The sequence below is a fragment of the Kitasatospora sp. NPDC127111 genome, assembly GCF_042677465.1.
Lineage (GTDB): Bacteria > Actinomycetota > Actinomycetes > Streptomycetales > Streptomycetaceae > Kitasatospora.
This window is the reverse complement of record NZ_JBHXTG010000001.1, coordinates 104,788-116,851: the sequence shown is the minus strand read 5'-3', so window position 1 is coordinate 116,851 and position 12,064 is coordinate 104,788. Positions and strand designations below refer to the sequence as shown.

General features: G+C 68.6%; 10 protein-coding genes and 1 tRNA gene. 6 read left to right on the top strand and 5 right to left on the bottom strand.

The window, feature by feature from the left end; genetic code table 11:
• Positions 1 to 849 precede the first annotated feature (849 nt).
• The 4 genes from ACFVHB_RS00585 to ACFVHB_RS00570 all read right to left on the bottom strand — a co-directional run bounded on the left by ACFVHB_RS00585 (position 850) and on the right by ACFVHB_RS00570 (position 3,584).
• The gene (locus ACFVHB_RS00585) at positions 850 to 1,623 is read right to left on the bottom strand and encodes a hypothetical protein (protein ID WP_380314046.1); all 774 of its coding nucleotides are present in this window, start codon (positions 1,621 to 1,623) and stop codon (positions 850 to 852) included.
• A gap of 246 nt (positions 1,624 to 1,869) precedes the next feature.
• Positions 1,870 to 2,556 carry an HAD family hydrolase gene (locus ACFVHB_RS00580; protein ID WP_380314045.1) on the bottom strand — a complete coding sequence of 229 codons (687 nt, stop codon included), beginning with the start codon at positions 2,554 to 2,556 and terminating at the stop codon, positions 1,870 to 1,872.
• The gene (locus ACFVHB_RS00575) at positions 2,553 to 3,218 is read right to left on the bottom strand and encodes a GntR family transcriptional regulator (protein WP_380314044.1); all 666 of its coding nucleotides are present in this window, start codon (positions 3,216 to 3,218) and stop codon (positions 2,553 to 2,555) included. The genes ACFVHB_RS00580 and ACFVHB_RS00575 overlap by 4 nt, the downstream gene beginning before the upstream one ends.
• 285 nt (positions 3,219 to 3,503) lie before the next feature.
• A tRNA-Tyr gene (locus ACFVHB_RS00570) sits at positions 3,504 to 3,584 on the bottom strand.
• Between the two features lie 217 nt (positions 3,585 to 3,801).
• Between ACFVHB_RS00570 and ACFVHB_RS00565 the strand changes: the two genes are divergently transcribed.
• On the top strand, positions 3,802 to 4,290 hold the full coding sequence (locus tag ACFVHB_RS00565; protein ID WP_380314043.1) for a YajQ family cyclic di-GMP-binding protein: 489 nt from the start codon (positions 3,802 to 3,804) through the stop codon (positions 4,288 to 4,290).
• Between the two features lie 25 nt (positions 4,291 to 4,315).
• Here the strand turns inward: ACFVHB_RS00565 and ACFVHB_RS00560 are convergent, their stop codons facing one another.
• Positions 4,316 to 5,635, bottom strand: a complete 1,320-nt coding sequence (locus ACFVHB_RS00560; protein WP_380314042.1) for a tyrosine-type recombinase/integrase — start codon at positions 5,633 to 5,635, stop codon at positions 4,316 to 4,318.
• Between the two features lie 599 nt (positions 5,636 to 6,234).
• Between ACFVHB_RS00560 and ACFVHB_RS00555 the strand changes: the two genes are divergently transcribed.
• The 5 genes from ACFVHB_RS00555 to ACFVHB_RS00535 all read left to right on the top strand — a co-directional run bounded on the left by ACFVHB_RS00555 (position 6,235) and on the right by ACFVHB_RS00535 (position 11,986).
• Positions 6,235 to 6,447, top strand: coding sequence for a helix-turn-helix transcriptional regulator (locus tag ACFVHB_RS00555; RefSeq protein ID WP_380314041.1), 213 nt, complete (start codon positions 6,235 to 6,237; stop codon positions 6,445 to 6,447).
• A gap of 293 nt (positions 6,448 to 6,740) precedes the next feature.
• The gene (locus ACFVHB_RS00550; protein WP_380314040.1) at positions 6,741 to 7,949 is read left to right on the top strand and encodes a DUF3631 domain-containing protein; all 1,209 of its coding nucleotides are present in this window, start codon (positions 6,741 to 6,743) and stop codon (positions 7,947 to 7,949) included.
• Positions 7,950 to 7,995: 46 nt separating this feature from the next.
• Positions 7,996 to 9,252, top strand: coding sequence for a DUF2637 domain-containing protein (locus tag ACFVHB_RS00545; RefSeq protein ID WP_380314039.1), 1,257 nt, complete (start codon positions 7,996 to 7,998; stop codon positions 9,250 to 9,252).
• 69 nt (positions 9,253 to 9,321) lie between these two features.
• Entirely contained in the window at positions 9,322 to 10,242 is a 921-nt protein-coding gene (locus ACFVHB_RS00540) for a DUF1778 domain-containing protein (RefSeq protein ID WP_380314038.1), read from the top strand.
• Complete coding sequence (locus ACFVHB_RS00535) at positions 10,232 to 11,986, top strand: relaxase/mobilization nuclease domain-containing protein (protein ID WP_380314037.1); 1,755 nt, start codon at positions 10,232 to 10,234, stop codon at positions 11,984 to 11,986. The genes ACFVHB_RS00540 and ACFVHB_RS00535 overlap by 11 nt, the downstream gene beginning before the upstream one ends.
• Positions 11,987 to 12,064 lie beyond the last annotated feature (78 nt).

Genomic DNA, 12,064 nt, shown 5'->3' with positions numbered 1-12,064 from the left:
CCTCGGTGGCACCCTCGGCGGCTTGATTGGAGCACTTGGCACCGGTTGCTCGGTGTGGTGGACTTCGCAACGAAGTGCCGACGCTGCTCGTCACGAGTCAGCCCGCCGTGCAGCGGCCGAGCTTCTCGAAGCCACTCTGGACTGCCGACAGCTGCTCAACACGATGCTCCATGCACCGTCCCATGGTGAGCGCTTGGCGGAGTCGTGGCCCATGCTCGATCACATGGAGAGGGTTACCGCCCTTTACGCACCGCAGCTGACGGATGAAGCTCTTCGACGCCAGGTCGAACAACTACGCCTCGCTTGCCGGGCTGCTGCTTTCGCACCGGAAGAAAACTCTCAGCAGGCAGTTGCCCTCGCGCGGCGTTGTCAGTTCAAGGTGCGGAACAGCCTGCAATTCTATCTGCGGAGCACGCCGCGAACACGAACAAGACGAGACGGCCCCGATCCTGCAAGCGGGTTGGCTGGCGAGGTGGGGTGAGCCCCTAGCCTCTGACCAACCCGCTGGCCGACCAGAGCTTGCTGGGCATGCAACGAGTGGCGTGCGGTTGACAACTCCTGCGCGAGGGTCGATCGTCAGACATATAGGCTGCCTGGGCAGGTGATTCTGATGGAAACTCTCGAATTAGGTGACATTTCTCTTGGGTCTACTCAAGTCCCACTGCAGGATGTCATGGATAGGCGACGGGTGTGGCTGGCGGCGGCCGTCATAGGGGCACTAGTGGTTATTCTAGTACTAGGTATGTATCACCCCGGTCAGACGATAGAGGACACGCTAGCGCTGGCGTCGCCAATATCTGGGATTGCTGGGATAGCTGCCGCCTACCTCTATGATCGAAAATCTTAGCCCTACCGGACGGTGCGGATGAGAACTTCTCGGGCGCGCCCCCGTTTTGACTCAAGAACGATCCGAGTGCCATCCTTAGACTCATTGAGCAGAAATCGATATACGGCGATCGCGCGGCGAATATAATCCGCCACCGAAGCGCCTTCCGCTCTGGCGGCTTCTTCCAGGTCGTCGAGATCTTTCCGAGTCAGATTCATAGAGATCTCCACGCGGGCAGTTTCATGGAAACGCCCAGTCGAGTCGGCCCCAGGGTTCGCCAACTCGGCCTCCACGTGGGATTCACTAGGTGATTGTTCAGGCGACTCCAGGTCCCCAGGCTCCTCCCCGCGTTCCTCACTCGAGGATGCCAGCTTAGAAGAAATACCACTCGGCCAGCTAGGGTCGTCAGCCAATACAACTTTAGCAAGGCTCACAATCAAGGGCTGATTTGCCATCCGCTGCATGAGGTCCTGCCTCCCAGCCTTGGCGACTCCTTTCGCGATCGCGTGATCTTGAATATTCCTGGAGAGCTCCTCGACCAATTGCCGCAGGGGTTCAGCTCCATTGATGAGTGAATTTGCACGCCCCTCTTGGAAATCCTGCTGCTTGAGGAGGTTCGCTTCATTGACGATCTCTTCGCTAGCCCCAATTGCTAGCTTCGCCTGCTCCGTGATCTCCGAAATATCGCTGCTGGCTGCAGCGGCGGCTGCAGCCTCAGTTATTCGTCGAGCATGCCGGGCAGCCCTAATCCAATAACCCGGTTGATGCTTCGCTTGCGGTTCAGACGGAGGCGGCATCTAAACTCTCCTTGATGGGAACCTTCAAAGCAGCGCATACGGTGTCCATACCCAAGATGGGGCAGGATAGTCCGATTGTCCATCTGGATCGCCACGTAGGCGAAAGATGGCGAGTCAAACCCAGTGCAGTGGCGTACCACCCAAGGGCCGTCGTGTCTTCTCTATGCGCTAAGAATGCTCGGGCTGGTGATGCGCCGGGCCGCCCCTGGGCCACTGGCCAGCCTCTGCTTGATCAGAACTCGGACATCACGTCAGAGCGTCCGCGATGTACTCCATCGAGTCCACGACCATCACGGCGCCGGCGGCGGCTAGCTTGGCATCCTTTCCCGGCTTGTTGGCGTAGCCGATCGTCGGGATGCCTGCGGCGGCCCCGGCCTCGACGTCGCGGGCCGCGTCGCCGATGAAGATGCAGTGCTCCGGCCCGGTGCCCGCGGCTTCCATGGCTTCGAGCAGGAGACGCGGGTTCGGCTTCATGGACGAGGGGTCGCCCGGGGCGCGTCCGAAGACGCCGGCCACGTAGTCGCTGAGGCCGTGCTCGGCGAGGTAGGCCGTGATGGCCGCGCCCGAGTTGTTGCTGACCACGGAGACCAAGCGACCGGAGCGGACAGCAGTGCGCAGAACCGATTCTCCGCCCGGGGTCGGGCGGGCTACCCGAACAGCTTCGGTCTCCAGCGCGGCCAGTGCGGCGTCCGTGCTGTCCGTGAGATCGGGGCGGGCCTCTGAGACCAGCCGGAGCAGGGCTAGCGGGTCGCTCTCCTCCTCCGCCCCAGCCGGGGCCTGCTCGCCGGTGGCGAGCAGGCCCTCACGGAGTCGCCGAGCGACCTCCGCAGCGGGAAGGCCGGCGAAGACCGAGCACACCGGGCCGTCGAAGTCGAGGAGCACGTGCTTCACCGGCCGCAGCACGTCGGCGAGTTGCTGAGGGGCGGTGGTCATGGCTGCCGCTCGTAGGCGATCGTGCTCCACGCGCTGTCGAACCACATCTGAGCCTGCTGGACGTACTGCGACCCGAGCGAGGCATCATCCGGGCCGGCAGCGTGGTGGAACAGGGTGGTGTCCTTGCCGGTCACGTCGTAGAAGGTATGGGCCGTGTCGTCGATCTCCACGGTGCGCTCGCGGAGCGGATAGAAGCCGAAGAACGCCTCCGCCCGGTTCAGGATGTAGAGCTTGAACAGTCTGGACGCCCGGTGCACCTTGACCTGGACGCTCGCCTTCTGGACCAGGCCCAGCTCAGCCAGCATCTCCACCGAGTGGGCGATACCGCCGGCGTTCGTCAGGGCGATGTTGCGCGCGCGCTCCCGGAGGGCTTCCTCGTCCTGGAGCCCGTCGACCAGGACCGGCACGGCCATCGGCGCCGTGGTGTCCGGCAGCAGCAGTCGGCTCCTGGCGGACTCCAGCGCCAGCCAGCCAGAGCGGACCTTGTCGAGCGGTTCCTGCAGCGCGTTGTGCAGTGTCTGGCTGGAGAACCCGGCGAAGTCGAGGGTCGCCTGCTGCTGCTCGAAGGCGCGCCCGTACGACGCACGGCACGCCGGGATCTCGCTCTGGCTGGCCTCCGGGGTGCCGGTGGCCGAGTGCGCCCGGCGGGCTGGGCACAGCATCGCCGTCCTGCTCCGCGTCTACGCCAAGTGCATCCACGGTGACGAGGACCACGCCAGCCGGCTGATCACTGAGCGGCTCCAGCGGCGGGCTGCGCCCTCATCGGAAGCCGAGGGCTCCTGATCCTGGTCCGCCCCTGGTCCGGAACCGCTGGTCAGGACTGGGATCCGGGCGGAATGAGGTGAGACAAAGCACGCAAAACGACCATCCGGCGTGACCGGTGTTCGAGCACAACGAAACAGGCCCTGATCTGCGTTTCCGCAGATCAGGGCCTGTTTTCTATCCTGTGGCTGGTGCAGGGTTCGAACCTGCGTAGCTTGCGCGACAGATTTACAGTCTGCTCCCTTTGGCCGCTCGGGCAACCAGCCAGGATTGGTGTCTCCCCGGGCGCTTGCCCCGTTCGACGTCGTAAACGATACCTGATGTCGGGGGGTGGTTCGCCACTCGGTTGACCGCGTGACGATCACGGGGTGCCGCGTGGCCGTCGCGGGCGGGGGTGGGGCGGGGCTGGATAGGCTGGGACGGCGGGCGTCCGGTGGGGCGGGCCGTGCCAGTGAAGCCAGAGCATCAAGGAGACCAACACCCATGGCCGACTCCAGTTTCGACATCGTCTCGAAGGTCGAGTGGCAGGAGGTCGACAACGCGATCAACCAGACCTCCCGCGAGATCGCCACCCGCTTCGACTTCAAGAACGTCGGCGCCGAGATCAGCCGCTCCGGCGAAACGATCGAGATGAAGGCCAACGGCGAGGAGCGGGTGAAGGCCGTGCTGGACGTGCTGCAGAGCAAGTTCATCAAGCGCGGTCTGTCGCTGAAGGCCCTGGACGCCAAGGAGCCGCAGCTGTCCGGCAAGGAGTACAAGATCTTCGCGAACGTGAAGGAGGGCATCTCCCAGGACGATGCCAAGAAGGTTGCGAAGATCATCCGCGACGAGGGCCCGAAGGGCGTGAAGGCCCAGGTGCAGGGCGACGAGCTGCGCGTCAGCTCGAAGAGCCGGGACGACCTGCAGGCCGTGCAGGCGCTGCTCAAGGGCAAGGACCTCGACTTCGCGATCCAGTTCGTGAACTACCGCTAGTCGACCCCGCTGACCAGCGGAAACGCTAGCTTTTCGGCCCGGGAGGGCACATCGAGGGCACAATGCGGAAGACAGCCTCGATCGCAGCCCTTGTTGTGTCCTCCTCGTCCGGCCACAGGTGCGTGTAGGTGTTGAGCGTGATCGACGGCTTGGCGTGGCCGAGCCGCTTCTGCACCGTCTTCACGCTCTCGCGGTGCTTGATCAGCACCGAGGCGTAGAAGTGCCGGAGGTCGTGCATCGTGGCGTCGTCCGGCACCCGACGGAGCGTCGGCTCCGCGTCGGTCGGCCGGCCACGGCGTTCCCAGCTTTTGAGCGCACCCTCGTACTGCTTCCGCAGGGCCTTGTCGGCCACCCGCACGAGGGTCTCCCACACCGACGCCCAGGCCGCACGGCGGATCGCCTCGCCGCGCTCGTTGGTGAAGACGAGCAGCGCCTTCCGCCGCTTCCACTTGGAGGGGCGCGGGTCGGTGCGGTCCTCGATATCGACCCGGCGAGCCGGGTACTTCTCCAGATGCGCCGCCAGCGCGTCCATCGCGGGCTTGGCCACCGGGACCGTCCGGTAGCTCTCGTGGGTCTTGGGCGGCGCAAGGTACGGCTCGCCCCGATCAGGGCCGACCACTTGCTGCTTCACCTGGACCGTGCCGCGCTTGAAGTCGATGTGCTCCAGCTCGAGTCCGAACAGCTCGCCCTGACGCAGTCCCGAGGCCGCCGCCAGTAGCAGCAGCACCCGGTACCAGCCAGGAGCAGCATCGACCAGGGCAGCCACGACCTCGACGGCGAGCGGGACGATCTCCGTGCGCGGCGGAGGTGGCAGCTTCACCCCCTTCGTCGGGTTGAACGGGATCTGGCGGTCGAGCTCCGCTACACGAAAGATCGCGGTCACGTAGCTGTAGTGCACCCGCAGGGTCGACGGCGCCAGGACCTTCGAGCGGTCCTTGACCCACGCCTGGATCTCCGAGGTCTTGAAGCCCGCGATGGCCCCGTCGCCGAGGATCGGGTAGATGTGCAGGCGAAGCGCCCGGTCGACGCGCTCTACGGTGCTCGACCCGTGGACGGCGCTCGCGCGCCACCGCTCGCCGACCTCGCGGAACGTCTCCTTGCCGAGGGTGGGGTCGATGTAGGCCCCGCGGTTGAGGTCGTTGTCGAGGCGCGAAGCCTCTGCGTCGGCGTCGGCCCGCCGGGCGAAGTTGAGCTTGCGCTGCTCGCCGCTGGGGTCGCGGTAGCGGACCTGCCATCGCTTGCCCTTGCCGTGGTCGGCGGTGGGGTACTTGCCCTTGTGCTCACAGCAGGGCTTGTCGGTGGGGCGGGGGTGGGTCTTGTGCCAGGTGTCGTAAACGGTCGCCATTCGGCTCCTTGGGTCGGGGCAGGGGGAATTCCGGCCTTTGGCCGGCAGTCGAGTGGAGGTGGCGGCGAGAAGGTCTGGCCATCGAATGGACCGCGCAGGCAGGAGCGATCTCAGTGCCTGCTCTTGGCGGGGTGTTGGATATTGATCGAGCGGCGGCCGATTGTCAAGTGCGAGTTTCCCGTACAGCGATTTTCGTGCCCGATAGTGTCCGATCGTGCCGGATCGTCCCAGGATTCCAGCAGCGCATTCGCGTGGCCGGCGCGATCGTGACGCCGATCCGCAGCAAGACGCGGTCGAGCTTGCACATGGCGTGCCGTAGAGCCGTGGAGGCTGGGCGGACCTCTGTCCTCGGAGGCGGTCGGTGAGCCGATCCGGGGCCGTTTTAGGTTGCGAGCCGGGTCGCATGGAGAATGCTTCGCACGTCGCCCCGCCGGGCAGGCCACGACTCCGCCCGGGGTCGCAGGATGGCGGGCTGGGGTCCTTTTTAGGTTTCCGGCCGGGCCGCGCGCAGACTTCTCTTCGCGCGGAAACGCACCTGCTCTCGCGGGCCTTCGCCGACCTGCCCGAATTCCCCTTATCCCCTACCCTCCGGAGACCTCTTGTCCAAGATTTCCCGTGCCACCGCTGATCGCCGTCCGCTGGCCAGTGCCGAGGAGCTCGCCGCGTACCTCGGTGTCCCGCTGGGGACCGTCTACGCCTGGCGCCACCGCTGCCAGGGCCCGACGGCGATCAAGGTCGGCCGGCACCTGCGTTACCGCTGGACGGAGGTGGAAGCCTGGCTCGACAGCCAGAGCGCCGACCAGGCCGCCTGATCGCATCCGCCTCACCGCATCTGAGCCGAGGAGCGCTCCTGTCTGCCGTCGGCTGACTTGCCGCCGTGCGGTGGATCTTGGCTCCGCGCAGTCGTACCGTCCTCGCCGCAACCCCGGTTCGCAATCTCGAATGGCGAGGCGGCATTCCTTCCTTGCCCCCTGAGCGGTGCGGCGGTTCGCCGCCGCACCGCAGTCTGGAGTCCCCCATCACCCCCACGTCCAACCTGCCCAACCTGCCTGTTCTGGCGGCCTCGTGGCCGCCGGTTGCCCAGCCGGGTCACCCCGGCGTTCACGTGTCCGACCAGCCGGTGTCGGAGTCCATCGCTGGTGAAGAGCCGGCCACCGTCGGCAGCGAGACCGGCAACCTGCCGAGCTCCACCGCGGTTCCGGGCATGCCGGAGTCGCCGGGTGCCGTACTGCTGACTGAGTTGCACACCCACATCCGCCGGTACGCGGTCCTGCCGTCAACGGAGGCCCTGGACGCGGTCACGCTGTGGGCTGCCGCGACGCACCTGCAGGCGGTGTGGCACCACGCGCCGCGCCTGGCGATCGTGGCTCCCGCCCGCCGGTGCGGCAAGTCCCGCCTGCTCGACGTCCTGGTCGAGACCGTCCACGACCCGCTGATCACCGTCAACACCAGCGCGGCGGCCATCTACCGCACGATCAGCGACCGGCCCCGCACCCTGCTGGTCGACGAGGTCGACACCATCTTCGGCAACCCCAGGACCGCCGAGAAGTACGAGGACATCCGTGGCCTGCTGAACGCCGGCCACCAGCGCAACCGCCCGGTCACCCGAGCTGTTGGCAACGACCACCAGGCCCGGGAGTTCGAGACCTTCGCCATGGCCGCCCTGGCCGGGATCGGCGATCTGCCGGACACGATCATGGACCGGTCGATCGTGATCCGCATGCGCCGCCGTGCCGACGGCGAGGTCGTCGCGCCGCTGCGCGACCGCCGAGACGGTGTCCTCCTTCGGGAGACCCGCGCGAAACTCTCCCTGTGGGCAGGCCAGGTGGCCGAGCAGGCTCAGGTGCTGGAGCCGGACATGCCGGTCGAGGACCGGGCCGCCGACACCTGGGAGCCCCTGATCGCGGTCGCCGACCTTGCCGGCGGCTCCTGGCCGCGCCGGGCCCGCCAGGCGTGCGTGCGCATGGTGGCTGCGGAGGAGGTGATCGAGGAGGACAGCTGCGGCGGAGCGAGGATCCTCGCCGACATCCGCCGGATCTTCTTCGCCCACGGCGACCCGGACACCCTGGCCACGACCGCCCTCCTCGCGTCGCTGAACGACGACCCCGAGGCACCGTGGGCCGAGCACGGACGCGGCGGCCTCACCGCCCGCGCGCTCTCCGGACTGCTGAAGGACTACCAGATCTCCTCCGCCAACATCCGCCTGCCCGACGGCACCCAGCGCAAGGGCTACACCTTCAACAAGTTCGCCGACTCCTGGCGCCGCTACTGCCCCAAGGTCCACCCGCTCCCGCCCCGCGCACCGGCTGCCTGATTCCACCCGCCAGAAGCGGTAGGTCCCGTCCCCACCGTTGCATCCCATGTCTCGCACAGCGCAGCCGGGACGGCATTCCCCACCCGCCATCACACCTTCCGTATCGCACCCGCTTGCCGCCGGAGCCGGCGTACACCGCAGCGACGGCGTGTGGGACGGCACCACCAGCTCGACCCGCCAACCGGGACAAGGGCCGTGGACGCCCAAGACGGATGCAACGGCCCACCGCCACCAACCTCGACCGCCCCCAAGGAGGACCACCACCCATATGCCCACCACGGACCGCGCCGCCGCCCGCACCAACCGTGTAACCGTCTGGGATTTCGCCGCGATTGGCCTGCTCGCTGCTGTCGGCTTCGCCCTCTCCTACGACGCCCTGCGCCAGATGGCCCTTGCCATCCACATCCGCGACCAGCTCGCCTACCTGTTCCCGCTCATCATCGACGGGTTCGTTGCGTACAGCGTCCGCGCCCTTCTCCTCCTCCGCACCGCCCCGCTCACCGCCCGCGCGTACGTCTGGCTACTGTTTGGCACCTCCACTGCCGCCAGCATCTGGGCCAACACCCTCCACGCCGTCCGACTCAACCAGCAGGCCCTCGCCACCGGCGGGCCCCTGCACCTGAGCGACACGGCAGTCGGCGTCCTGTCCGCCATCTCCCCGCTCGCGCTCGCTGGAGCCGTCCACCTCGGCATCCACACCACCCGCCACATCCGGCCCGCTGTCCAACCGAACGGCGAGCCGGTGGTCCGCAATCCGGTCCCCGCCCCCTCTTCTGGCACCGGACGGTCTCCGGACGACGGACGGTCCGCCGGACCGGACCAGACCGTGGAGGCTCGACGAACCGGACCGAACCGGACCGTGGACGAGGCCGCCGGACTGCTGCAGCATGCGGACGGACCGGACGGAGAGGGGCGTCTGGAACCGGACCCGGACCCGGACGGGCAATTCCGCTCAGGTCGTCTGTCCGCAGGCGAGGACCTCCCGTGGACAGACCCAGACCGCGCGGAGCACGCCCGGACCGACGACACCGTGGACCACGAAGCCGCAGGCCAGGGGCCGAGCGGAATTGCCGGGCAGGTTCCGGAGCCCCGGCCCGTCGGCCGACCGGCAGGCGCATCGCTGGACGAGCTGGCCGGCATCGCCGTCCGAGCGTGGACGGACACCGGGAGGCTGAGCCGGTCCGTCGTCCGGGACGCGGTCCGCGCACAGGGCCTCACGCTGTCCGACGAACGCCTCACCGCGGTCATGAAGATGGTCCGTCCGGACGAACCGGACGGCGACGGTCCCGCCGCCGGCATCTGATCCCCACACTTCCGCTCACCCCGGGTGCCTCGCCGGCACCGTCGCACGAGGCACCCGGATCCCCTCTCCGTGATCTGGACCAGGTCCAGTCCGATCCCACCCACAGTCCCCACCCGTTCCCAGGAGCCTCCTCTGACGATCCACCAGTCCGACCCCCAGCACACCGGCAGCCCCGATGACGGTCTGGAAGCGCTCCTCAACTCGCCTGCTCCCAACGGCGATCCGCAGCAGGCGTCCGAACTGACCGCCGCTGGCGGAGCAAGCTGGGGCAAAGTCCACATCGCCGTTGGCGACGCGGACTTTGCGCTTGACCCCGCCCCAGGGGTGGCGGGGCAGGACCGGCACGAGGGCGCGCCGGACCAGGAGGTCGTGACCGAGGGCGGCCACGACCAGGACCAGATCTCCGAGCCCAACGCCGAGCCGCTGCCGAGCGACGACTCCGAGCGTGCCGACGCCGACGTTCGTATCGTTCGTGAAGCGCCGACCGTGACCACCGCCGAGTTCATCCACCTCGGCGTTCCGGAACTCGACCGCACTCCCCTTCCGGTGGACGAGTGCATCGCTGCGCTGGCCGAGCGGATGTACCGGCCGCGTTCCGGAACCAAGCGCACCCTTCAGCTCACCTGCTCCGTGGAGCCGGCCGAGCGGGACCTGATCGACATCGCCGCCGCCAGGCTCGGACGCTCGCGCTCCGCGTTCCTGGCGGACTCGGCACTGAGCGTCGCACAGGAAGTGGTGAAGACCGGCCGCCCCGACGGCTTCGTCCCCCTGCCCGACCGGGAGGCCGTCGACAAGCTCACCCAGGCGGTCGGCACCCACCAGCGGGCGATCGACCGGGCCGGCAACAACCTCAACCAGCTCATGGCCGAGATCTACCTCGGTCCGATCCCCGAGCGCGCCATGAAGGTCCTGGACGCCCTCGGCGCCTGCGCGGCCGAGGCCCGCCTCGCCTACCAGCGCGTGGCTCCGGGAGGCCGCCGTGGTGCCTGACGTCTCCACCGGCGCGCGCACCCGCGGCCTGCTCTCCTACCTCTTCGGCCCCGGCCGCCGCGACGAGCACTCCGACCCGCACATCGTCGCCGCCTTCGCCATGCCCGGCCTGCCCGACCCCGGCCGCGCGCCCCTCGACCAGCACCACCAGCTCCTGGACCAGCTGGCCGACTACCTCGACCAGCCCGTCCGCGCCCGCGAGATGCGTACGGGCAAGCCGGTGCCGCAGCACGTGTGGCACTGCCCGGTCCGCACCGCGCCCGGCGACCGCTACCTCACCGACGCCGAGTGGGCCGAGGTCGCCCGCCGGATCGTCAACGCCACCGGCATCGCCCCCGACGGCGACGACAAGGGCTGCCGGTGGATCGCCGTACGCCACGCCGACGACCACATCCACATCATGGCCACCACCGTCCGCGAGGACGGCCGCCGGCCCCGCAACAAGCGCGACGGCCGGCGCGCCCAGGCCGAGTGCCGCAAGATCGAGAAGGAACTCGGCCTGCGGCAGCTCAACCCCGGCGACGGCACCGCAGCGCCGATGCCGACCAGCGCCGAACAGGCCAAGGCCCAGCGCGCCGGACATGAGCAGACCGCGAAGGAGTGGCTGCGGGAGCAGGCCCAGGCCGTCGCCGCAGCCGTCCGCGACGAGCAGGAGTACTTCTCCACCCTCACCGCCCTCGGCATCCACATCCGCTACCGCATCGGCCCCGAGACTGGCGACGTCCTCGGCTACAGCCTCGCCCGCCCCGGCGACGTCAACGCCCAGGGCGAGCCCGTCTACTTCGGCGGCTCCAAGCTCTCCCCCGACCTGTCCATCAACCGCCTGCGCGAACGCCTCACCGCCCAGCAACCCACCGCGCCCGAGCGGCCGGCGGTCGAGCCCAACCGGTGGCGGCAGGCGGAAACGGCCCTCGTCGGCACGGTCCGCTTCGCCTTCGCCGGACAGAACAGCGCCGACGAGGACGCGGGTGTCGACGGCCAAGACGGCGCCATCCAGGCCCAGGCCGCCGCGTTCGGCGAACTCCTCCACACCGCCGCCCTCACCGCCCCCGTCCACACCCGCGCTGAACTACGGGCCGCCGCAACCGCGTTCAACCGCGCCACCCGATCCAAGATCCGTGCCGAACACCAGCAGGCCGCCGCCCTGCGCTCGGCCGCCAAGGAACTCCTCTACGCCGCGGGCTCCGGCAAGGACGGCGCCGCAGCCGCAGCCCTGCTGTCCACCGCCGTGTTCGTCCTGATCGCCATCGCCCGCTGGCACGAGAGTCGAGGTCACCAGCAGCAGGCCGCAGCCGCCCAGCAGTCCCTCGTCCACCTGCGAGCCGCCTACCGGCAGACGGCCGAACCCGTCATCGCCGACCTCACCCGCCGAACCCCCACCGCCAAGACCACCGACCGCTTCGCCGCCCACGTCCAGACTGCCGTCCCCGACCACGCCCAGCGCATCCTCGCCGACCCCTCCTGGCCCGCCCTGGCCACCGCCCTCGCCCAGGCCGAAACCTCCGGCCAACCACCCCACCGCGCCCTCACCGACGCCGCCCGGCAACGGGAGTTGACCACCGCCGACCGCCCCGCCGAAGTCCTCCTCTGGCGCCTCCGGCACGCCACCGCCGACCGCATCGACCAACGCGCCCACATCGCACGCGCCCGCACCGGAGGCCGGACCACGATGACACCCTCGCCCCCGGTACCCACCACGCCGACCGGCACCAGGGCCGCCAACGATCCCACCCGCCGACGCTGACCACCGAAGGAACCGAATGCCCCGAGCCCCGCCCAGCATCACGAGGCACGACCGCAAGCTTCCCGACGTCCGGGACTT

What these genes read in the sequence shown, in the direction of transcription:
- ACFVHB_RS00585 (WP_380314046.1), bottom strand. Translation starts at nt 1,623, where the DNA reads ATGCCGCCTCCGTCTGAACCGCAAGCGAAGCATCAACCGGGTTATTGG.
- ACFVHB_RS00565 (WP_380314043.1), top strand. Translation starts at nt 3,802, where the DNA reads ATGGCCGACTCCAGTTTCGACATCGTCTCGAAGGTCGAGTGGCAGGAG.
- ACFVHB_RS00560 (WP_380314042.1), bottom strand. Translation starts at nt 5,635, where the DNA reads ATGGCGACCGTTTACGACACCTGGCACAAGACCCACCCCCGCCCCACC.
- ACFVHB_RS00580 (WP_380314045.1), bottom strand. Translation starts at nt 2,556, where the DNA reads ATGACCACCGCCCCTCAGCAACTCGCCGACGTGCTGCGGCCGGTGAAG.
- ACFVHB_RS00545 (WP_380314039.1), top strand. Translation starts at nt 7,996, where the DNA reads ATGTCTCGCACAGCGCAGCCGGGACGGCATTCCCCACCCGCCATCACA.
- ACFVHB_RS00575 (WP_380314044.1), bottom strand. Translation starts at nt 3,218, where the DNA reads ATGCTGTGCCCAGCCCGCCGGGCGCACTCGGCCACCGGCACCCCGGAG.